The sequence below is a fragment of the Flavobacterium sp. W21_SRS_FM6 genome (genome assembly GCF_052119645.1).
GTDB lineage: Bacteria > Pseudomonadota > Gammaproteobacteria > Enterobacterales > Alteromonadaceae > Paraglaciecola.
Genome location: NZ_JBGQOM010000006.1, coordinates 292,368 through 314,986 on the forward strand (window position 1 = coordinate 292,368; position 22,619 = coordinate 314,986).

At 41.3% G+C, this 22,619-nt stretch carries 24 protein-coding genes and 1 CRISPR repeat array; of the genes, 15 read left to right on the plus strand and 9 right to left on the minus strand.

Annotation, left to right across the window (positions count from 1 at the left end):
* Positions 1-35 precede the first annotated feature (35 nt).
* From ACEN2L_RS12465 to ACEN2L_RS12495, 7 genes are all read right to left on the minus strand, one after another.
* Entirely contained in the window at positions 36-386 is a 351-nt protein-coding gene (locus ACEN2L_RS12465; RefSeq protein WP_441744132.1) for a hypothetical protein, read from the minus strand.
* A gap of 44 nt (positions 387-430) precedes the next feature.
* Positions 431-733, minus strand: a complete 303-nt coding sequence (locus tag ACEN2L_RS12470) for a hypothetical protein (RefSeq protein ID WP_441744134.1) — start codon at positions 731-733, stop codon at positions 431-433.
* Positions 734-821: 88 nt separating this feature from the next.
* On the minus strand, positions 822-1,622 hold the full coding sequence (locus ACEN2L_RS12475; RefSeq protein WP_441744136.1) for an HD domain-containing protein: 801 nt from the start codon (positions 1,620-1,622) through the stop codon (positions 822-824).
* Positions 1,623-1,639: 17 nt separating this feature from the next.
* Positions 1,640-2,227, minus strand: a complete 588-nt coding sequence (locus tag ACEN2L_RS12480) for a DNA-binding protein (protein WP_441744137.1) — start codon at positions 2,225-2,227, stop codon at positions 1,640-1,642.
* Between the two features lie 57 nt (positions 2,228-2,284).
* The gene (locus ACEN2L_RS12485) at positions 2,285-3,196 is read right to left on the minus strand and encodes a hypothetical protein (protein ID WP_441744139.1); all 912 of its coding nucleotides are present in this window, start codon (positions 3,194-3,196) and stop codon (positions 2,285-2,287) included.
* Entirely contained in the window at positions 3,189-4,382 is a 1,194-nt protein-coding gene (locus tag ACEN2L_RS12490; RefSeq protein WP_441744141.1) for an Arm DNA-binding domain-containing protein, read from the minus strand. Before ACEN2L_RS12490 ends, ACEN2L_RS12485 begins: the two co-directional genes overlap by 8 nt.
* Positions 4,375-4,617 (minus strand): hypothetical protein, encoded by a 243-nt coding sequence (locus ACEN2L_RS12495; RefSeq protein ID WP_441744143.1) that lies wholly within the window; start codon positions 4,615-4,617, stop codon positions 4,375-4,377. Before ACEN2L_RS12495 ends, ACEN2L_RS12490 begins: the two co-directional genes overlap by 8 nt.
* Positions 4,618-4,771: 154 nt before the next feature.
* Here ACEN2L_RS12495 and ACEN2L_RS12500 point away from each other — a divergent pair, with 154 nt between their 5' ends.
* The 13 genes from ACEN2L_RS12500 (at position 4,772) to cas2e (ending at position 16,865) form a co-directional block, all read left to right on the plus strand.
* Positions 4,772-4,972 carry a helix-turn-helix domain-containing protein gene (locus tag ACEN2L_RS12500; RefSeq protein WP_441744145.1) on the plus strand — a complete coding sequence of 67 codons (201 nt, stop codon included), beginning with the start codon at positions 4,772-4,774 and terminating at the stop codon, positions 4,970-4,972.
* A 364-nt stretch (positions 4,973-5,336) separates the two neighbouring features.
* Positions 5,337-6,068, plus strand: coding sequence for a WYL domain-containing protein (locus tag ACEN2L_RS12505; protein ID WP_441744147.1), 732 nt, complete (start codon positions 5,337-5,339; stop codon positions 6,066-6,068).
* Positions 6,069-6,334: 266 nt separating this feature from the next.
* On the plus strand, positions 6,335-6,595 hold the full coding sequence (locus tag ACEN2L_RS12510; protein ID WP_441744148.1) for a hypothetical protein: 261 nt from the start codon (positions 6,335-6,337) through the stop codon (positions 6,593-6,595).
* 8 nt (positions 6,596-6,603) lie between these two features.
* Entirely contained in the window at positions 6,604-9,354 is a 2,751-nt protein-coding gene (gene cas3 / locus ACEN2L_RS12515; RefSeq protein ID WP_441744150.1) for a CRISPR-associated helicase Cas3', read from the plus strand.
* A gap of 454 nt (positions 9,355-9,808) precedes the next feature.
* Positions 9,809-10,087, plus strand: coding sequence for a hypothetical protein (locus ACEN2L_RS12520; protein WP_441744151.1), 279 nt, complete (start codon positions 9,809-9,811; stop codon positions 10,085-10,087).
* A gap of 56 nt (positions 10,088-10,143) precedes the next feature.
* Complete coding sequence (gene casA, locus ACEN2L_RS12525; RefSeq protein ID WP_441744153.1) at positions 10,144-11,742, plus strand: type I-E CRISPR-associated protein Cse1/CasA; 1,599 nt, start codon at positions 10,144-10,146, stop codon at positions 11,740-11,742.
* Positions 11,739-12,305, plus strand: a complete 567-nt coding sequence (gene casB, locus ACEN2L_RS12530; protein WP_441744155.1) for a type I-E CRISPR-associated protein Cse2/CasB — start codon at positions 11,739-11,741, stop codon at positions 12,303-12,305. The genes casA and casB overlap by 4 nt, the downstream gene beginning before the upstream one ends.
* Before the next feature lie 36 nt (positions 12,306-12,341).
* On the plus strand, positions 12,342-13,376 hold the full coding sequence (gene cas7e, locus ACEN2L_RS12535; RefSeq protein ID WP_441744157.1) for a type I-E CRISPR-associated protein Cas7/Cse4/CasC: 1,035 nt from the start codon (positions 12,342-12,344) through the stop codon (positions 13,374-13,376).
* A gap of 9 nt (positions 13,377-13,385) precedes the next feature.
* Entirely contained in the window at positions 13,386-14,132 is a 747-nt protein-coding gene (cas5e, locus tag ACEN2L_RS12540; RefSeq protein WP_441744159.1) for a type I-E CRISPR-associated protein Cas5/CasD, read from the plus strand.
* Positions 14,119-14,790 (plus strand): type I-E CRISPR-associated protein Cas6/Cse3/CasE, encoded by a 672-nt coding sequence (gene cas6e / locus ACEN2L_RS12545; RefSeq protein ID WP_441744160.1) that lies wholly within the window; start codon positions 14,119-14,121, stop codon positions 14,788-14,790. Before cas5e ends, cas6e begins: the two co-directional genes overlap by 14 nt.
* 15 nt (positions 14,791-14,805) lie before the next feature.
* Complete coding sequence (locus ACEN2L_RS12550) at positions 14,806-15,651, plus strand: KilA-N domain-containing protein (RefSeq protein ID WP_441744162.1); 846 nt, start codon at positions 14,806-14,808, stop codon at positions 15,649-15,651.
* Positions 15,651-16,571 (plus strand): type I-E CRISPR-associated endonuclease Cas1e, encoded by a 921-nt coding sequence (gene cas1e, locus ACEN2L_RS12555; RefSeq protein WP_441744163.1) that lies wholly within the window; start codon positions 15,651-15,653, stop codon positions 16,569-16,571. Before ACEN2L_RS12550 ends, cas1e begins: the two co-directional genes overlap by 1 nt.
* Entirely contained in the window at positions 16,572-16,865 is a 294-nt protein-coding gene (gene cas2e / locus ACEN2L_RS12560) for a type I-E CRISPR-associated endoribonuclease Cas2e (RefSeq protein ID WP_441744165.1), read from the plus strand.
* A gap of 93 nt (positions 16,866-16,958) precedes the next feature.
* A CRISPR array of direct repeats spans positions 16,959-18,146; the repeat unit is 29 nt; unit sequence GTGTTCCCCGTATCCACGGGGCTGAACCG.
* A 575-nt stretch (positions 18,147-18,721) separates the two neighbouring features.
* On the opposite strand, the gene ACEN2L_RS12565 is transcribed toward cas2e, so the two are convergent.
* Positions 18,722-19,618 carry a LysR family transcriptional regulator ArgP gene (locus ACEN2L_RS12565; protein ID WP_441744167.1) on the minus strand — a complete coding sequence of 299 codons (897 nt, stop codon included), beginning with the start codon at positions 19,616-19,618 and terminating at the stop codon, positions 18,722-18,724.
* A 118-nt stretch (positions 19,619-19,736) separates the two neighbouring features.
* Here ACEN2L_RS12565 and ACEN2L_RS12570 point away from each other — a divergent pair, with 118 nt between their 5' ends.
* On the plus strand, positions 19,737-20,333 hold the full coding sequence (locus ACEN2L_RS12570) for a LysE/ArgO family amino acid transporter (RefSeq protein WP_441744169.1): 597 nt from the start codon (positions 19,737-19,739) through the stop codon (positions 20,331-20,333).
* 358 nt (positions 20,334-20,691) lie between these two features.
* On the opposite strand, the gene ACEN2L_RS12575 is transcribed toward ACEN2L_RS12570, so the two are convergent.
* Positions 20,692-21,165, minus strand: coding sequence for a cupin domain-containing protein (locus ACEN2L_RS12575; protein ID WP_441744171.1), 474 nt, complete (start codon positions 21,163-21,165; stop codon positions 20,692-20,694).
* Positions 21,166-21,571: 406 nt separating this feature from the next.
* Between ACEN2L_RS12575 and ACEN2L_RS12580 the strand changes: the two genes are divergently transcribed.
* Entirely contained in the window at positions 21,572-22,195 is a 624-nt protein-coding gene (locus ACEN2L_RS12580) for a tyrosine-type recombinase/integrase (protein WP_441744173.1), read from the plus strand.
* Positions 22,196-22,619: the final 424 nt, after the last annotated feature.

Below are 22,619 nucleotides of genomic sequence, written 5' to 3' on the forward strand. Positions count from 1 at the left end.
CGTTAAATAACGATTAAAAATCGGTACATTGCAACTTAGTATGACCTTTCAAAATGCGCTAAAACTTTGATAGAATAGTAAACAGAATGAAGTCCATCCAAATTCTCGCCAGCTAAATCAACCGGTCTTTTACCGTTGAATGGCGGGTTATGGTTGATCATTGTCATATAGCCATAAATGTTAGCCGGATTGGTGAATAGGTGGCGTAGCTCTGAATGAATATTTAGTAAAAGTGATAAACGTTGCTCTTGATCTGGCGTGATTTCAGAAGGGATATTTTTAGGATCAAACCCAAGAACGATAAGTTTTTCTGCCTCGCTTAGTTGCCATTTTCCAACAAGTTTTATTACCGATAGAAGGATATTATTGAGTTGTTTGTAGCCCAAGCAAATGCGCTCCTATGGTAATCAAACTGTTGGATTCGATCCTATCATCTACTGCAACGCTCTAAATCGAATCCAAATTTTTCGTCAGGTAGATTGTGTTCATCATCAAACATTACTAGTACTCTTCTATGCTCTTTCAACGCAGACAACGCTATTTTGAAGCAGCTTTCACATAAATCAACATGATACACATTTCCATCTTCTCCTGAGCCATAGCCGAAAGTGGCTGTTAAATTCGCATTCACTTCGCTCTTTTTACCTTTGATATTTGTGCTAACACTCTGCTCACAAACGTCACAAGTTATGTCTAATACAGTATCCATAAGTCTTTTTTCTATAATTTTCATCTTTAAAACTCAGCTTTTATAGTTGATTTCTGATGAGATCAAAATCGCGAACACAGTCGTGAGTTGGTCTGCGATTGTTACTAGATTTTTATTTCAAATCGACCAAAGTACAATCAACAAAGTAACTTTTGAATTCATTTTCTGGCGCTGGGAGAAAACTACCAACCACTAAAACAGTGCCTTTGTGGTCTTCGTTGAGAACGAAATTACGCAGTAGCCCCAATTCAAAAAGTGTGTGTAGTTGTGAGGACTTTGGTTGAATTATTCTAGCCTCAACATCACCCAATTCCGTGTATGCGACGAATAAAAGATGATGAGATTCTTGAGCCCAGTATATATTGCTGTCGGCGGCCCAAACTTTCAGCATGTCTAACATTGAGTGCTTTGCTGATTGAAACGCTAGCAGATAAGTCGCAAGCTCAATCAATTGGTTTGAAGCCTTGTTACAAGAAGAAATGAGTTTTTCACACCATTTGAAATATTCATAGCATTTTTCTGGCGTCCAAGATTTGGGGAGGGCACTTAAATTACTGATCAGATCAGCAAGTTTGATGCAGTGTGCGTCTGAACTCAGTGCTTCCATTTTATTCAGTGCATTAGCTTTTCGCTCGCGCAGTGGCAATGACTTGTCGTCAGTTAAGCCCTTTACTAAGTCCAACACATGTTGTCCAAATTTCTCAACAATGGTTTCTGCGGTTACGCTGGTATCTTCAAGAGTGTCGTGTAATAGCCCGGCAATTAACACCACCTCATCGTTAATACCAAAATATTGCAGTATTTTAACCACCTCTAAAAGGTGGTCGATGTATGGGGAGTCATCAAATTTTCGTGTTTGACCGCTGTGCGCAAGCTTCGCAAGTTCCTTCGCTTTTAATAGTAATTCACTCATACTGATTCCTTATTTTGCTAGATAGAGTTTTGGGCATGGGCGCCCGATGGGTTGGTCTGTTTAATTGCATTTGGCAGTGAGACTTTAAAAGCCGCAACTTGCCCGCTTAATTTTGAATTCTCGATAAGTAAGTTGGCATTCTGCTTCGCTAGTATTTTGAGTTCGCTTTGCAATTCGTTGATATCAGTTTCAAGTAGTTTGATTGACTGATCTGCGCTGGTTTCATAGTCTTTGTAAAAATTCAGAGACTCTTGATGTTTTAATATCAAATCATCAGCACGTTTTTCATATAATTTTTGACAACGTCTAAACGCGCTGATAACTAAAAACTCTAACTGTTCTCGCTGACGAGATATCATCTGAATTGCAGCATCTGAAATGTCTGAGGGTAAATCGTCTAACGATAATTCCTGACTGTCTATTTCGCCAAAATTCCCCACGCGTTTGGCAGTATAGGTATCCCATACATCGCGGATCCTGATTAGGCCACCTCTAAAACCTAATGATGCACGAATAGCCCCTGGATTGGGTGTTTTTCCCTTTAGCTCCAATGCTAAAGCCGCTTCGATTATTTCTTTTTCTTTAACTTCTGGATGACGAGCCATTATTCAATTCCTTTAATTAATTTAATTAGTTGCATTAATTTAAATTTTTAACCTGCATCATTGCGACATAAGCTCAATAGCCTGAGGTACATATCTGCCTTTGATAGCCGCCAGCGTCGATTGCTGTTTTGGTCTACTTTCAGATAAATAATCTAGACATGAATAGAAATTATTCACGTTAAAGCTGGCGTGCTTACCGGCAAAGCCATAGGTAAGTAAGTAGCGCATTTGATAGTGCAAAACCTGTGATTTTTTCGCCAACTCTTGCAAAGCTGAGCTGCAAATAGCTAATGACAGATCGTCAATGTCGGCTCTCAATCCAATAGCAGATAGTGTTGAGTCAGAGGTATATTTATTGACTTTCCCCACTTCGTGCACGATTGTAAAAGCAATGGCTAAATCTCGCTGTTCAATATCAAGACTTCTGTTTTTTAATAGGTTTTTAGCTACAAGTAATGTTTTTGAAAGCAAGCAATTGTCAACACTCTGCTTGCGTCCTGCACGGGTAGGGCAGTTTATATACTTTGTGGCAATGTCACTTTGTAAAAGTGTTTGCGAAACAAATCGCTTTAAATGCACATTATCAATAGTTTGAAACAAATCGACGATGTCGGTTAGTAGTGCAGGAAAAGGACACAACGCCGATGGCAGAGAACTAATATTCAAATTATTTATCAGCTTGTCTCTGGCAACAGCCTCTAAATACACGCAACGTAAATAGGGTTTACCAAGGTGTGTTTTAATACATACCTCGACATGTACAAGCGAGTTAGCTTTAAAAGATGAAAAGAAATGGCCTTTGTCGAAGCAATAAACTTTTAACGAAGTTGAGCTATCTGACAAGCAAATTTCCCAGTAAGGCTCTCTGTTTTTGGTGTGTTTCTGCAAGCAAGCCACCATAAAATATTTACCTTTAAAGCGTTTGAATTTTTTTGCATCTAAAAGCTTAGGCTGAACGGAATTAAGCATATTCATCTCCTTTGTCTTCGTCAGAAGTTAAAACCCGCTCAAGCATACTTTCGATAGCGCTGCCGTCTTTTCGAGTTAAATTGGGCACATAGCGTGAATAAACCCGAAACAGCATTTCAGTATTAGAGTGCCCCATTTGGTTTGCTATCCATTCTGGAGATTCGCCCGATGCCAGCCATAGTGTGGCTGTGGTATGGCGCATTTGATAAGGGTTGCGCTTAGGTAATTGCAAAGCACGAAGTAAGGGATACCACACACGCTTTGTTACTCCATTATGATCAAGTGGGTTGCCAGCTCGGTTAACAAAGACATACTCAAATTTTTGGGTGCGAAGCTTCATCAGTAAAAACGCGTTGTACACAGGCTCACTCATATATATTTCGCGCTGGCTAGAGTCATTTTTTGTGTAGGTGACTTCCCCTTCAACAAGAGTTTCTCGAATATGAATACGACGATTGGCAAAATCGACGTATTTCCATTTTAATCCATCGACTTCGGCGGTTCGCATGCCAGTAAAAAACCGTATGAGGAAGTACTCACGGAAATCTTCACGACAGTTAGCCAATATCAAATTGATTTCTTCTATTGTGAAAGGATTAATGTCTGACTTTGCTACCTTTAATGGCTTAATACCTCGGTAGCATGAGGTAAATGCAAAACGATCTGCCGCTTCTAACAGAATGGCCCTCAGCAACTTCATATGTCGATTAACATGTGTAGGTGACAACAGATCGCCATTCTTCTTTTTCAATTTGCAAATGTGAGTGCGAAAAGCTAAAACCTGTTGCTTGGTTATTTGGTCGACAGGTATTCCCTTGAAGAAAGGAATTATCCGCCCTTCAATAATGTTGGTCACAGAATTGGTATAGCTTTTACGCCACAAGACTTTGTTTTCGTTAAACCACAAATCCGCAAATGCTTCCATGTGCGGCAGTTGTGTTACCGTTGATGCTATTACAGACGCAGTCGCCTCTAGCTTTTGCAAATTACTGCTATTCGGGAATGTCGACCGATAATCAAATAGGCCAAGCATGATTTCTGCTTGTACCCTGTCCAGCAAGTTTTGCGCTCGCTTGCGATTCGTTGGCGTGTCTTTTAATTCAGTCTGCTCACGACAACGGATATTTCTAAATCTAAAATCTAGGAACAACTTACCCGTGTCTTTTCTTACGCTAATACTAGCCATGGCTTACACCTCCGGCTGTCATTGGAATGGCCATGGCATTCTTTGAAAATCTGCACATATCCTTTTGGATTGCTTCCCAAACGTAAAGGATCTTTCGTCCACCAAACGGGCGGATGTAATGGATCCCTTCTATTAAAACCGAATCTTTGAGACGCTCACGTATGGTGCGAGTGTCGTATTTTATGCGTGCTGACAGTTCAGACGTTGTTAAGTACAAATTAGAATTACTGTTCATTGATTTCTCCTTACGACAGTGTAAAATCAAATGACATGTTGCTATCTAAAAATACAATTTGTCATTCTAAATGGCATTATGCATGACAAAATGTAATTGTCAATGCCTTTTTGTTATTTTAAATGACATTAATTTATCTTAAAGGTTATTAAGTATGGTTAAATGTCATCTTGCGCGCTTAATGGGCGAAAGAAAAATGAAGATTATGGATGTAGCCAGAGAAACTGGCTTGAACCGAAATACTGTGACTTTGCTCTATAAAGAGACCGCCCAACGCATCGATTTAGAGGCGATTGATAAGCTTTGTGACTTGTTTGAGTGTGAAGTGGGCGAGTTACTTGAAAAAATCAAATGAGTAATTAACGCATGATAAATTCACATGAAAAAGATTTTATGGGTTACACCATTTATGTTGAAAAATAAGCAGATCGCTATAACTCAGGATTTAACTGGTCTGTTTGTAAAGATGAAATAGAGTTTGGGTCTAGCTTTGCTTTCACCCACGAATACGCGGTCACGGGTGCTCAAGAATCGAATAGAATCCCTATCCAAATTCCAGCCTAATAACAGCTTTTTATTTACAAATTTAGCTACATGATTGAATCACTTTGAACGTAAATCCTAATTCTAATGATGGAGTAGATTTTTAATCGATAAGTTTATTGACCAATATGCTAATTTTTTGCATAGTTCTATAAATTCTACGAGCGTGTTAATTAATGAAAGACGAAAGGGATATTCATTTTCAACTAATAGAGCTACTTGCCTATTGGGAAGGTAGAGTAAATTCTACCGACATAACTAAGCATTTTTCGTTGTCGGTGACTCACTCAAAGTCTTATCTAAAGTCTTATCAAACCCTGTGCCCCAATAATATTGTTTACGATAAAAAACAGAAATGTTTTGTGCCTACTGAGCAATTTAGTGCGCAATTTATCAGTACCCAAGTAAATGAATATCTTGATTGGCTGACTAGTCAATCCAGTAATCCACTTAGCCAACTCCAATGTTCGCGCCAACCTACTTACACTCAACTCGCTGTGCCCCATCGGGCGGTATCACCGCAAATAATGCGCGTGCTCATCGCGGGTATTAAACAGCAAAAACGGGTAGATACTGAATACGTTTCACTTACTACACCCATTAACCAAGGGCGTATTATTCATCCTCATACCTTTGTTAAAACCGGCTTACGTTGGCATCTTCGCGCTTACTGTGAAGACAAAAAAGAATGTCGAGATTTTGTGCTCAGCCGATTTCGCGGCGAACTAAGTTTGTTAGAAGGGGAAGTGGTTACATCAGATAAGGATGAATTGTGGAACACACCAATCAACCTGATATTTATTGCTAATCAACGCCTTACCGAAGTTAAAAAACGCATCGTAGAGCAAGACTACAATATGCAAAACGGCCAGCTCATTATCCCAACCACAGCCGCACTCGCCCAATAGGTTGTGCAGGCTTTGCAAGTTAGCACCAAGTATTTCGACATCACTCCCGAATCTCAACAGTTAGAACTAGCCAACTTAGTTGACGTAAAACCCTGGTTATTTAATACCTAAATGGCAACAAACTAAGCAAACAGGGTAACTCAGTTTACTGGTTATATTTCAGGGATTGTTAAGTTGTTATTAGTAAGCAAAATGTTCAACAAGTAGTCAGGTTGTAGGAATTAATTGATGCATATTCATTTTGTAATATCAGCAGAAATATAACCATGTTTATCAATCAGCAAGGTCAGTATGTGTATAAAACCAAACCTCAGCGCTGCCGTCACTATGCAAGTAAAGCAATCGCAAGTTATGTATTTGGCTTTCCTGTTGATTTTGTATTTGAGGATCAAATGTTACCTAGGCTGCAACAACAATATCAAATTGGAGGCTGTGCCGTTGAGCTCGGAGAGTTCGAAAAGTCGTGGCATTGCAAGAATTGCGGAATGGATTTTTATAAGAAAAACAATAATGTATATAGGGAATAAGCTAAATAATGAATGACATTCCATCCTATTTTAAATATTGGGGTAAGGCGAAAAAAGATCCTACTAACGGCGGTGCGGATTACCATTTGTTGGTTTACCACTGCCTGGATGTGGCGGCGGTGGGTATGCTATTACTCGCACCGGAAAAGAAGCTCACTAGGGATCTTGCTGATTTCCTGAGTGTGTCACCAAAACAATTACAAAACCTTTTTTGTTTTATGTTGGTACTGCATGACTTAGGAAAGTTTGCCTCAGCATTTCAGCAGTTGTATCTCCATAATAATGATTGTTTGCTTAAACCACGATGTCGTAATCCTTATGATGGTAAAAATTTCCGCCATGATCGGATGGGATTATTTTTTTGGGATGATCTTAAAACTAGTAAACTGACGCAATTGTTAGACATTGAGCATCTGCATCCACGGCTGGAGCGAAAAGCTATTTACGATTCCTTAATGGTACTGGTGAACTGCGTACTCGGGCATCACGGTCAACCGATCAATACAAAAAATAAAAATGAAATAGAAGATTTTACCGAATCTCACAATACTGAGGCTGCCCAATTATTTGTTGAACAGATGTTTGAATTGTTACAACCGGATATTCCTTTAGATAAATTATTGTCTGTTGAATGGCGTTGTCGCTTGGAGCAAGTTAGTTGGCAATTAGCTGGTATAGCGGTGTTGTCTGACTGGATAGGCTCTGATAATGAGCATTTTAAGTACCGTTCTGAACCTGCCGCCCTAGACGACTATTGGCAATATGCACTGCTCACGGCAGGTATTGCTTTGCAAGCTACAGATCTTAATAAAATTCCGAAAGTTCGACCTTTTTTATCTATTAAACAGCACTATGGATATGAGCCAACGCCTTTACAGCAATGGGCCGAACAGGTTGATGTTGATGACTCTCCCCAACTTTTTATCTTAGAAGATGTGACTGGTGCAGGTAAAACCGAAGCGGCCTTAGCGCTCACTCATCGTTTAATGCATGTTGGAGCCGCCGACGGCTTTTATTTTGGTTTGCCCACTATGGCAACATCCAATGCGATGTTTAAGCGTATTGCAACACATTACGGACAGATGTTGGCAATGGAAGATGGTAAGCAGCCGAGTATCGTTTTGGCACATGGTGCCCGTGAAATGAATGACTTATTCCGTGATGCAGTGTTAGCTTCTAAGGGTACCGATCAGAACTATGAAAAAAACGATACTACGGCCACAGCCCAGTGTAACGAATGGCTAGCTGATTCCCGCAAAAAAGCACTATTAGCACCCGTTGGTGTGGGGACTATTGATCAGGCGTTGTTGGCTGTTTTGCCACGTCGTCATCAATCCCTGCGTTTATTGGGCTTAAACAGAAAAGTACTTATTTTTGATGAAGTGCATGCTGCTGACGAGTTTATGTTTGAATTGCTGGAAAGTCTGTTGGCTATGCATTTGCATCAAGGTGGTAGTGTTATTTTACTGACCGCAACTTTGTCACAAAAGCAACGTAAACGTTTAGTCGCTATTTGGCATAATGCTGCTGGAATAACATCGTGCGTGCCCAAACAATCAGCATTTCCTCTAGCCACAAAAGTATCAATTAATCCTGCCATACCGTTATTAGAGCAGCCATTAAAAAGTCGAGTCGATGTAAGCAGAGAAGTGAAAATCAAATTCCTGCATAAGTTTGATGATTGTATCGAGACGATTTTGAATGCAGTAACACAAGGCAAATGTGTGGTTTGGGTGCGCAATACCGTAAATGATGCCCTTGACGCCTTTCAATCTATCCAACAGAAATTGGCAAATCCTGAGAATGTTCTGCTGTTCCATAGCCGCTTTGTTCTGCAAGACCGAAAAGACATTGAGAGTCGTGTGCTGGAAATTTTCGGCAAATATGCTGACAGTAATATACGCCGAGGCAAAATACTGATCTCAACACAGGTTTTTCAGGAAAGTTTGGATGCCGATGCCGATTTGATGATTTCAGATATTTGTCCCATAGATGATTTGATTCAGCGAGCGGGGCGTTTACATCGTCATACCCGAGATATCAATGGAAAATATCAGCCTGATATTATTGATACTCGCTCATCACCAGAACTGTGGTTGCATGCACCACAATGGCAGGATAATCCCCAAACCGATTGGTTAAGTGCCAATTTTATTAATACTCAATATGTGTATCGTTCGCCTGGTCGCTTATGGCTGGGAATGCGGGAGTTAATAACACTCGGGGCTATCAGAATGCCAGCAGAAGCTCGGCAATTGATAGAAGCTGTATATGGTGAAGATTCTTATGAGCAGATTCCGGCAACCCTTCGACATCAGGAAAATACCGTGATTGGTAATGAACTTAGTCTTGCCGCTAAAGCCAAAGCCCAATTACTGCAATGGGACAGATTTGGGTATACCGATCAAAGTGCCATTGGCTGGTATGAAGATAATACTGAAATCAGTACCCGGCATAGCGATCTTGAAACAGTTGAAGTGCTGTTACTCAAACAAACCACCAGTGGTTCTCTGTTGCCGTGGAATGATGACACGCAATTCGCTGTACAGCTTAGTACGGTGAAATTATCCAAAAATAAATATGCCGATAAATTGGCACCTATACCAGCACATCTTGAATCAGCGTTAGCTTTGTTAGAGCAACGCTATAAACAGATTAAGTACCTGCAATGCTGGCTACCTGAACTAGATCCGAATTTTATCTACCACTCAACAACAGGCTTTTGTGAAAAATCCCCGCTAGTGCGGGGAACGAGCTAAACGATTGATTGAAAGTTTACAACTAATCGGTTCATCCCCTAGTAAGTAGAGGAACTAGTACATTGTAAAGAGTATTTATTGGTAATTGAATATATTGATTGGTAGTAGTGTTAGAAACGCTCGGCGTTACTTTTGGATATCGGTGTAAATGTAATTTTAGCAAGTACTAACTATGTAAGTAGTAACAACAGTATTCAAGCTCGTTAGTAGGAACGTAACTTATATATGTAGTAATAGCGTATTACAACACAAAATAGATTACATCTAATCTTGTTGTAATTTGACGCTAATGTTTTTATCGGTTATTTTATGACCTGTCGAAAGGTTGGGCGCAAATGAGGCGGCGAACCGACCCCACAAGCGCACCGGTAGCACAGTGATGTTAAGTGGTTTCGGCTCTGTAGGCAAATACTTGTCGCAGGTTAATCGCCTCTTTGATACGAGGAATAGACATATGTCAAATAATTTATTTATTTCATACGATTTACATGTGGTTGGTCAGAATTACACGGCGGTTGCCGAAGCCATAAAATCCCTGGGAAGTTGGGCAAAAGTTCAGCAGTCGGTTTGGTATGTAAACTCTGCCTTTACGGCAGCGCAAGCAGCCAAAAAAGTGTGGGGGCATATGGATAATAATGATTCGCTTATCGTAGTGGATGCTACCAATAACGATGCATCTTGGTACAACTTATCGGATGAAGTTGCGCAACATATTCAACGCAATTGGAAGTAATTAAGGAACCTACAGGGGCAAGGATGCCAAACATCTCATACTTAAAATAAGGAAGAATGATGAACTTAGTAAAAGATCCCTGGCTGCCTTTCCGACTAAAGGATGGTTCGGAACAGCGACTACCTATCAGCGCAATTTGTGATCCCAATGTGGTGGATTTCGCCTTGCCCCGTGCCGACTTTCAGGGGGCGGCTTATCAGTTTGCCATTGGCTTATTACAAACCATTTTTGCTCCTAAAACTGTCAATGACTGGCATGTTCTACATGAACAAGCCCCTAGTGCTGAACAATTGCAAGTGGCTTTTGACCTCGCTGCGCATGCCTTTAATACGGTAGGTGACGGGCCGCTGTTTATGCAGGATTTCGATGCTCTCGACAGTCTTAAGTCGGCCACAGTGGCGGGGCTGCTGATTGAAGCGCCCGGTGCTAACGGTATTAAACTTAATACCGACCATTTTATCAAACGTGGAATAGGCGAGGTGATGTCGCTGGAAATGGCGGTATTAGCATTATTTACCCTGCAAATTAACGCGCCATCAGGTGGTGCTGGCCATCGTGTGGGGCTACGTGGTGGTGGACCGTTAACCACGTTAGTTTTGCCTCAGCAAGCAGATAGTACGTTGTGGCAAAAACTTTGGCTGAATGTGATCAATATGGATTTTGCCCGCTACGACATTCCTGATTTAAACAGCGCGCAAATATTCCCTTGGTTAGCTCCCACTAAAGCAAGCGATAAAAAAGGGACTGAGATTTATGCCTCTGATGTTCATCCTTTGCATATGTATTGGGCAATGCCACGCAGGATCCGTCTGGAAGTTCAGCAGGGGGAGCAGGTTTGCCAAATCACCGGTGAAAAGTTGACTCAGTTTGTATCTAGCTACCGCACGCAAAACTATGGCAATAATTATTCAGGCACCTGGGCACATCCATTAACACCTTATAAGTGGGATCCTAAAAAACCGGATGAAGAACATCTATCGATAAAAGGCCAACCGGGCGGCATTACCTATAAAACCTGGGATGTATTAACCCTCAGTAGTGATGCTGAAGGTCAAAATTGTGCGCAGGTGGTAAGCCATTTCACAACCTTGGTCGATGATTTTGCAGAGCCTCAAACTCAAACACCGCGTGTATGGGCTTTGGCCTACGATATGGACAATATGAAAGCACGTGGTTGGTACTCGACCACCATGCCGCTATTTTCAGTATCAGTAAAAGAGCAGGAACGATTGGTCAGACGGGTCAAAGAAATACAAAAACTGGCATCGAATGCCTTGTGGCATTGCAGAACCCAAATTAGAACCGCTTGGTTTGAGAAACCAGGCGATGCCAGTGGTGATATGTCCTTTATTGATTTGGCTTATTGGCAACGCACTGAAAGTGCATTTTATAAGGCAGTCTCAGAATTAATTGAAAACACTACTAATGGCAATGCCGATCTCAGTTCACCCCAGGCGTATAAGTGGCTCACCGCATTGCGTAATACGGCTATTGATTTGTTTGATGAATATGCGCTGGCTGAATTAGGTAATGAACGTTCAATGGCAAAACGTATTAAAGCCCGTCAATCACTCACCGGTTGGCTATTTGGCGGTAAAGATATTAAAGACTTTATTGCTATACATAAGATTGAACAAACTAAGGAAATTGCATGATGGACGAACAAACCAGAGTAACGCTGTTACGTTGGTGGCAAAGCATGATGCTGCCACCAGGCCAGCTAAAAGAAAAAGGTATTCTACCTGCCCCTACCGCCTATAAAGCACAGATTCGACGTTGTGAATCTGCCGATAGCACCATGCTGACCGAAGGATTCAGAGCCTTGTGGCTTAAATTACCAGATGAAATCACTGAGTCCAAAGAATCAAGTATCATTGAATGTTGGGCGACCATCGCTACGGTTTTGGTGCATGTCAAAACTGATAGTCCCAATAAGTTGGCGGTAGCTGCCGGTAAAAAAGGTGATGGTGACAAGTCTGTCGTCAGTGAATTGCGATTTTCACAGCTACAAAATGCTAAAACGCCAGACGATTTTCTGCGCCGTATGCGCCGAATTGTTAAGCAACTGAAAGGTGAAGTCTCTGTTGTGGGTTTGGCAAAAGATATTCATCGCTGGTTTGCTGAGCAAAATGAATCGTTACCTCGAAAAGCATCTAAACGCATTGGTGTTGAGTGGGCAATGGACTATTACCGTGCCGCTTCAAGCAAAGCTAAATAAAACTATTACATTGAATTAATATTAAGGAAAGAAATCATGAGCCAATTTATTCAACTGCATTTATTAACCTCTTATGCTCCATCTAATTTAAACCGTGATGATTTAGGTCGTCCTAAAACAGCTAAAATGGGTGGTTTTGATCGTCTTCGTGTTAGCTCGCAAAGTTTGAAACGTAACTGGCGGATTTCTGATTTATTTGAGCAAGCAATGAGCGGTCATATTGGTACACGGACTAAAAAGTTTGGCGTGAATATCTTTGATGCCTTAGTTGCTGGAGGAATTAAAGAGAAAGATGCACAACAATGGGCGATTAAAATCGCCGGAGTATTTGGTAAGGGTAAAAAAGACTCTTTGGAAATAGAGCAACTGGCACATATCAGCCCGGCAGAACAACAGGCTGCGATGGCATTAGTGCAGTTATTAATAACGGAAAACCGTGAACCCTCAGAGGACGAATTAAAACTACTTAAAGCAGACCAGACTGCGGTTGATATTGCGTTGTTTGGCCGTATGTTGGCGTCTAGTCCGGCATTTAATGTCGAAGCGGCTTGTCAGGTTGCGCACGCATTAAGTGTGCATAGTGTTGTTATCGAGGACGATTACTTTACTGCAGTAGATGATTTAAATGACGGCAAAACAGATGCTGGCTCTGCTCATATCGGTGAGTCAGGTTTTGCAGCAGCGCTTTTTTATAGCAATATTATTCTTAACAAGAGCCAATTAATTGAGAATTTAAATGGCGACGAGGCATTAGCTAATCGTGCGATTCAAGCACTGGTTGAGGCGGCTGTAAAGGTGAGTCCTAAAGGTAAACAAAATAGTTTTGCATCTAGCTCTTACGCCAGTTTTGCCTTGGCTGAAAAAGGTGCACAACAACCTCGTAATTTGTCTGTGGCTTTTTTAAAACCAATTAACGATGCAGATCAAGCAACTGCAGCAATTGAAGCCTTGCAAGGGCAAGTAAAACGCTTTGACGAAGTCTATGGAAAGTGCGCGGATAGTCGTTATCACTTTGATGTAAACAAAGGTGAAGGCACTTTAACTGAGTTACTTGAGTTTGTAGCCAGTTAAGGAGGCGATATGAAAGAGTATTTGGTCTTTCGTTTATATGGACCTTTAGCAAGTTGGGGGCAGGCGGCAGTAGGTGGAGACCGACCTACTGGTATGCAGCCAACACGTTCCGCTATTTTAGGGTTATTAGGTGCTGCACTTGGCATTAAGCGAGAGCAAGAAAGTCAATTACATGCTTTGCAAACTAGTGTGAAAATTGCAGTTAAGCAAAGTGTACCAACAAGCTTACTGCGTGATTATCATACTACCCAAGTCCCTAGCCACAGTAACAAAGTGATTCATCGGAGCCGTAAAAGTGAACTGAGCGAAGACAAACTTAATACCATTTTGTCCAGCCGGGATTATCGTTGTGATGGCTTGTGGATTATTGCTATATCACTGACGGATGAAACAAGTTGCTCCTTGGCTGAATTACAACAAGCCTTAAGCACTCCTGTTTATTCACTCAGTTTGGGGCGTAAATCGTGCCCTTTAGCAATACCAGTGACACCAAAAATTGTGCAAGTTGAGAAATTAAAACAAGCACTTGATATCGAGTTTCCTCCGTTAACTAACTCACATAAGGAAGACCAATTTAGATTAAACGATAATGGTTGGGTTAGTTATTTTTGGGAAGGTGCAAAGGATGAGTTCGTTGAAACAGGAGTGGTAACCACCCAGCCCTGGGATGAGCCTATAAGCCGAGACCGTTGGCAGTTTAAACAAAGAGTCATGCATCAAATATCTATTAGGGAAGAAAGCCATGTTTCTGTCTAAAGTCACATTAGTATCTTCAACTCAATCCGCTATTGAGCTACTTAAGTTGGCTGGAAATGGGGTTTATGCTTCTCATCAATTGTTGTGGCGTTTATTTCCTAACGAAGATGATCGCAATTTTTTATATCGAGAAGAACAAGGAGATAATGGTCGGCCTGTTTTTTTTGTTTTGTCTGAAAAGCAGCCACAATCACTTGATACTATATTTGAAATTAACTCTAAGCCGTTTAATCCTCAGTTAGAAATAGGTACCCGACTTGCGTTTAAGCTTAGAGTTAATCCTACAATTTGTATCACGGACAATGAGGGTAAAAGTCGTCGGCATGATGTGATGATGCATGCCAAAACGAAAGCTAAATCTGCAAACATCAATGATGCAGAGCTAAAAGTATTAATGAAACAGGCTGCAATTAATTGGATTAGCGATGATAAACGTTTGGACCAATGGGGAATAACCTTAGATTGCGTGCCAGATATTGAGAGTTACGAGCAACATGCGAGTCAAAAAAGGCACACTCAAGGTATAAAATTTTCTAGTGTTAATTTTCAGGGATTATTGACCATAGCTGATCCTGAGTTATTTCTGAAAAAATATAAACAAGGTTTTGGAAGAGCCAAATCACTAGGCTGCGGATTGATGTTAATTCGCAGAGTTTAAGTAAAGGAGCAATGCATGGCAGCGAAACTGACGGTACTCGAAAAAGAAATAGCTACCTTCAAACTAGGTGATATTGAATACATTAGTATCACCGACATTGCTCGATTTAAAAATACGGCTCGCACTGATGATCTTATACGTAACTGGTTGCGCAATCGTAACACTATCGAGTTTTTAGGTATTTGGGAGCAGTTAAACAATCCAGATTTTAAACCCGTGGAATTCGACGGGTTTAAAATGGAGGCTGGATTAAATAGCTTTGCGTTAACCCCTAAACAGTGGATAGAAGCGACCAATGCCGTTGGCCTCATCTCTAAAGCGGGTAGATACGGTGGCACCTATGCGCAAAAAGATATCGCCTTTGAATTTGCCAGTTGGGTATCAGTTGAATTTAAACTCTATTTGATTAAAGAATTTCAACGTTTAAAAGAGCAAGAACTACAACAACTGGGTTGGGACATTAAGCGTAACTTAGCTAAAGTGAATTACTTAATTCATACTGATGCAATAAAAGAAAACTTAGTTCCCGATGCTGTAAGTGCCAGCCAGATTGCTCAAGTTTATGCAAACGAAGCAGACTTACTGAACGTTGCTTTGTTTGGTGTTACAGCAAAGCAGTGGCGCGCTCAAAACGCAGGGCTGGTAGGCAATATGCGAGACCATGCCAATGTACATCAATTGGTCTGTTTAGCTAATTTAGAAAGCTTAAATGCGCATTTTATCCAACAAAGATTATCTCAAGCTGCACGCCTCGCTAGCTTAAATACCTTAGCCATAAAGCAAATGAGCATTCTCACAAACTCACTTATTCCGCGATCTCTGCATATCGATATTGAAAACCAAAATAGCGATATTGATTGATGGCGTACATACCATTAAAACCTATTCCTATCAAAGATCGCAATTCGATGATTTTTATCGGCATGGGGCGAATTGACGTAAAAGACGGTGCCTTTGTGGTGATCGATGAAGTAAATGGTGAGCGCATGCATATTCCCGTTGGTTCGGTAACTTGTTTAATGCTTGAACCTGGAACGCGCATATCTCATGCGGCAATAAAGTTAGCCTCTGAAGTCGGTACCTTAATCACTTGGGTTGGGCAGGGTGGTGTACGTTTTTATGCGGCGGGTCAGCCAGGCGGCGCGCGTTCAGATAAACTGCTTTATCAGGCTAAGTTGGCACTAGATGAAAATTTACGCTTAAAAGTGGTGCGTAAAATGTTTGAATTACGCTTTGGTGAAGAAGCGCCTCTGCGACGTAGTGTTGATCAGCTACGCGGCATTGAGGGCGCGAGGGTTCGTAAAATCTATCAATTGTTAGCCAAACAATACAACGTCGAATGGCAAGGCCGCCGTTATGATCACAAAGATTGGGAAAAAGGTGATATTGCTAATAAGTGCATTAGTGCCGCCACATCTTGCCTGTACGGCATTACCGAAGCGGCAATTTTAGCTGCAGGTTACGCCCCTGCAATAGGTTATTTACATACTGGTAAGCCGCTAAGCTTTGTCTATGATATTGCCGATATTATTAAATTTGAGACAGTGGTTCCTGCGGCCTTTCGTATTGCCGCTAAACACCCTAAAGAACCGGATAAAGAAGTGCGTTTAGCCTGCCGCGAATTATTTCGCACCGATAAAACCTTAAGAAGGTTGATCCCCTTAATAGAAGAAATTTTAGCCGCGGGGGACATTACACCACCCGAAGCCTATCCCGATGCCCAACCGCCAGCCATTCCTGAACCTGAGTCCATTGGTGAGCAAGGCCACAGGAGTAAATAAATGAGTATGTGCATGGTGGTGACAGAAGCAGTTCCGCCAAGATTACGTGGTCGTTTGGCTGTGTGGTTACTTGAAGTAAGAGCTGGGGTTTATGTGGGGGATGTAAGCCGCAAAATCCGCGAAATGATTTGGCATCAAGTAAATGAAATGGCCGAACAAGGCAATGTGGTCATGGCATGGGCAACCAATACTGAGTCTGGTTTCGATTTTATTACCTATGGTGATAATCGCCGTATGCCAATTGATTTTGATGGTCTGCGTTTAGTGCGTTTTTTACCTGTACTGGATAAATAACAAGGCTCTTTAATAATCTGGAAAATAACTTAAAAAGTTGGTAGATTTGACAGACTAAATAATAGTCTTATAAATCAATACTATACTTTTAGAGTGTTCCCCGTATCCACGGGGCTGAACCGCCCTTACTATGTGGGCAGGTCATGTTCGAATCGTGTTCCCCGTATCCACGGGGCTGAACCGGCGTCGGGCTCGGCTTCGCGCATAACTCAGGCGTGTTCCCCGTATCCACGGGGCTGAACCGTCGTATTTACCCTGCACAAATGCCCTGACGCCGTGTTCCCCGTATCCACGGGGCTGAACCGAAAGAGGTAATCAGCCCACGCTTATAACCTCAGTGTTCCCCGTATCCACGGGGCTGAACCGGTAAACATACTGGCTTACCTACTGGCATTGAAGTGTTCCCCGTATCCACGGGGCTGAACCGGGTATCCCTTTTGTGGCGCGTTTAACGTGCAGGTGTTCCCCGTATCCACGGGGCTGAACCGATCCAGTTGGCTGTTTTTTAGATGCTGAAAGGGTGTTCCCCGTATCCACGGGGCTGAACCGAGCTATCAATTCACAAAAAGCATACGTCAATAGTGTTCCCCGTATCCACGGGGCTGAACCGATTCTGGCGAAATTTCTAATCTGCTAACTGATGTGTTCCCCGTATCCACGGGGCTGAACCGCAAAAAATGCACAAAGCCATTAAAAAGATAGCGTGTTCCCCGTATCCACGGGGCTGAACCGTATCCAGCATTATCGGGTATTTAGCGCTTCTTGTGTTCCCCGTATCCACGGGGCTGAACCGCGCAAGAGACTCTTAGACTTTACCGATTTTATGTGTTCCCCGTATCCACGGGGCTGAACCGTTGATTAGGTTCTTGCCTCGTGACTTGGATGAGTGTTCCCCGTATCCACGGGGCTGAACCGGGGAAATTTAACCTTAATCTCTTGCATACCTTGTGTTCCCCGTATCCACGGGGCTGAACCGCTCTAACGCCTGTACATGGGTTCTTTGTCACAGTGTTCCCCGTATCCACGGGGCTGAACCGATGGTGCAAAGAAGGTGAATTACTTAATCTTGGTGTTCCCCGTATCCACGGGGCTGAACCGCCATCCAGTCCATCATCGGGTTTTTATCCTTGGTGTTCCCCGTATCCACGGGGCTGAACCGTCAGGAAATTTAAGGGCTACAGCGAAATAAATGTGTTCCCCGTATCCACGGGGCTGAACCGGCTTGGCGTTTTAGTTGCTCGGTGGCGCTGCCGTGTTCCCCGTATCCACGGGGCTGAACCGGCATTGTTATCAATAGCATTGACGATCCTCTTGTGTCCCCGTCCCGTATCCACGGGGCGGCATTGTCAACTCAACGCATTTAGATGATAAGAACGAATTTTTAGTTGTTTATGCCAAACTCTGAACGCAACTAACCTTAACCCATTCCTTAAATGCTCGAGCACGTAATGTCCTATAATTCGGTGCCTTCAACAAATGGCGTCCAAGCCTGAATAGGTTATTAACAGTGCCATGACACGATAAAAACCGTTGAACCTGCCCTTGTGATTTAAACCGCCGCATTTGCCGTTCATTTTGTCAGATGTTAACACCAAGCGATTGAGTTTAATGGCACCTGAGTGCCCAGATTGTGTAAAAACTTCAACAACCCAATTAATTACGCAATGCTACGTAAAATGTAAGTTTCCTTAGTTATGAAACTTGGTCAGATTTTAATGTAAGACACATATTTACATTTATTTTTGTTCAAGTAATGAGCTGAAAATAGTTTTTACACAGCTTGTGCCAGAAGCGGACTTTTCCAATGTGCATTTTATGCACATTGCTTCTATCAGCAATGTGCCAATAAGAGACATTTAGACAATCTGATACAGCTTTTTTGAAGCAATAGTAATGGCATGACTCCTAAGCATTTCTAGTTGGATACTTTCTGTTTCCCAGCAATGCCAATATAAAGGCGTATCTAAATAAAACTCTGGCATCAAATTGACCAATTCTCCTTTTTCTATTGTCTCACCCAACTGTAAACTTGGAAGCAGCCCGTAGCCTAGACCAGCAATCATTGCTTGTTTAAATCCTTCTGATGATGGACAAATATGAGTATATTTAGGCAAAGAACCATTCAAATGTGTCAGAAATTGATGTTGTAATTTGTCATGTTCATCAAAGACTAAACAGGGTAATTCTGTAAGTTGATGCAATGATTTTATGTTATAACGCTGTTTAAACGCAGGGCTACATATGACAAGGTAGCGCAATGCACCTAATTCAAATACCTTGCCTCCATTCACTGGTTTATCAATTGAGCATATTGAGATCATTACTTCACCAGCCTTCATTCTGTTTAAGGCTATCGTTTGATCTTCCGCTATTATCTCGAATCTATATTTAAAATCACAGTAATCTTCAGGCACAGATAAAGCTTCTGGAAGCCACGTTGCCAAAGAGTCAGCATTGGCGGATATTTTAACTGACACAGGTAGTTGTTTATCAACGAATTCACTGCTGCTCTGTAAATTTAGTGATAACTCAAGCTGCTTAACTTGTTGTAAATGAGTTAATAATTTTACACCAAGCTCTGTTGCTTTAGGTGGTTTCGTTCTAATTAAGACAGGCTCACCTAACAGCGACTCCAGTTGGTAAATACGCTTACTTACAGCCGATTGCGTAATAAATAGAGTTTGTGCAGCTCTGTCAAAGCCCTTTTCTGTAACGACTGCATATAGTGCTTGCAGCAACTGATAATCAATCATGAATTTCTCTCATGTAACAATAAAATCATTCATTAGATTCATGATATTTCAAGAAGTAAGATTACACCAATATTAAGATCAATTTTTTACTTAATAACGCCATAAGGGGGGCGCTAACGTGTCATTTATTTCAGGTTTAATATTGGGCCTTAGCTTAATCGTGGCTATAGGTGCTCAAAATATATGGGTTTTAAGCCAGAGCATGGCTGGAGCAAATAGATTGGTTATTGCTGTGGTTTGTATAGTTTGTGACGCTTCGTTAATTGTTTTTGGCGTTTATTCAGCACAAGAATTACAGCAATGGATACCTGAGTTTATTCCTTTGTTCACTTGGGGAGGAATTGCTTTACTACTATATTTGGCATACGGCTCTGCTAAACGAGCCTATATAGGTTCATCAGGAATGAAACTTGACGAAACCGTAACAGTTGACTGGAGAAAAACAGCCTTAACAGCTTTGGCAATAAGCTTACTGAACCCTCATGTTTACTTAGATACGGTAATTTTACTAGGTAGTGTTGGTGCTTTACAACCTAGCCCAACATTATTTGCTGTAGGAGCGTGCATCGCCTCTGCTTTGTGGTTTGGAAGTTTAGTTATATTTTCACCAAAACTTAAACGCCTACTAAGTTCACCTAAACGATGGCGTATATTTGACTCAACAATCTCTATTTTACTCTGTGTTGTTGCGGCTCAACTTTATACATATACATAGTGTATTAGTAACTCGATTTTGAACTAGCTCGCTCACGCTATAAGTAAGTTAACGTCCCTTATTCGCTCGAAGCCGAATATCGGCAATGTGCCATTTCCCGACGTTATTGAGGTCGCTCTTGACTGGCTGTTGTCATCCAAAAGCAGCTGTTCGCAGTTACCGCAATAGTATCCTCCAAGATTATAATTAGTCACATGGAAATTTTTTATATGCTAAAACATGCCATAGGGAAGGAACCTGACTAACATTTAGAATACGTCGAATGGCACTTCTAATAATATGACTGAATGATTCGCATTGCTTGTTTCTAGGCTTATGAAACTCATCAGTCGCTGAGTTATCTGCCAAATATTCCAATTTACTGTGAAAGCATCGTTGCTACGTTATCATAGTATTCTTGGCTAAGAACCTCAGTCCAAACAGTAGGGGTGGAATTACTATATATCGCTAAGTACGTAACGTCCCTATATTTGGTTGATGAATGCCAGTGCTCCTTATCTGCCTCGCATTTAATCACATCTCCAGATTTGAGGATTATAGGAGCCTGTCCTCGTTCTTGATAATACCCTTCTCCATCAAGATAAATTAGAACTTGTGGTGCTGAATGTTTGTGCCAGTCTAACGTAGAGTTTGCCTTAAATGTAGCTTTTGTAACATTAAAACCATTATCTTCTTTGGCTTCTACAATGCTTCTTAACCAAGCATCACCGATGTAGTGTGTGTTTGGTGCTCTACTCCCTTTTTGTTGAAGTGAAGAAATATTATATTCGTTATTCTGAGCCAATGTGGATAAAGAAGATAAACACAATATTACCGTTAATAAATGTTTCATCGCCGCCGTCCTATCAATACATTTTTATACATATAAACTAAGAGTAATACATCAAGCTGTCACTCAATATTCTTTGGAATTAGTGTAGTCGGCTTGTAAAATAGAAGCTAGGATAAAATGAGTTGGTATAATGAACTTCCCTCTATCAAAATTGATCTTTCGGGTCTTTTGAAATTCAGTCTCAATTTATATTTTATGCAAACTAGTGCGGTAACCTGCTAATTCCAATTCAAATTAAAGATGCAAATTTTGAAGGATATGACAGTCCGCTTTCTGCCACATAGAAGCCGTTCAAAAGTATAAGGTCGAGTGACCGCAATTCGCTCAAACGCCTCGTTCGCATTTCATACTAAAGACTATTCGCAGGCTACTAAACTTAGATCTCCATTAACGTAGGAGATTCAAAATGTATCAATTAGCAATTTACCATAAAAAAGAACCTTGGAATAAAGACAAGCTAGTAGGACAAAAACTACCGCTTAAACTTCAACAAATTTGGGCGATTCGAATCAGATTAGAGTTGTTCAACAAGATCAGAGATTTAGCACTTTTTAATTTAGCCATCGATAGTAAGCTTCGTGGTTGCGATTTAGTCGCTTTGAAAGTTAATGATATTGCGCACGGAAAGACTATTCAGTTGAGGGCTATTATTGTTCAGCAAAAGACAGGCACACCAGTTCAATTTGAAATAACAGAAAGTACACGACTTTCTCTTTCAGCCTTAATCGACCATTATAAACTTACCTCATATGACTATTTGTTCAAATCCAGAATCCAATCATCCGAACATATTTCGACTCGGCAATATGGGCGCATAGTAGACAATTGGGTTTCAAGCATTGGATTAGATCATACACAGTACGGCACTCACTCAATGCGAAGAACCAAACCGTCTTTGATTTACAAGAAAACAAAGAATCTGAGAGCGTGCCAATTGCTCCTAGGTCACCGAAAGCTTGAAAGTACCGTTAGATACCTAGGTATCGAGGTTGATGACGCCCTTGAGGTCTCAGAGAGCATTGATTCATAGAAAGTGAGCCAGACTTTATCACGGAGTCTGGCTCAATCGTGCCAGAAGCGGACTTTTCCAATGTGCATTTTATGCACATTGCTTTTATCAGCAATGTGCCATTTGCAGCCGTTGAGTAGAAGTTCTCTGGAAGGCAGCTGTGAACCTAAGCGGACAGTCGAGCGTTAACCCTGACTGAGATTCTGTGTCATTTGCGGATCTTCATTCGACCTTGATTGAGTTGGTGGTAATTGTAGCGTTCCGGACAATCAGCTTCTTATTGGTGAATACACAATTCAGTAGTCATTATCAGTTGTTTTGAATTTCCAGACGAAGAGCACCGTATCGTATGCAATACGGTGCCCAATAATCACACTTTGGTTGATTTCGAATGCATCATCCGATACAAAATAGGCAACACTATCAATGTTAAAATGGTGGAAGA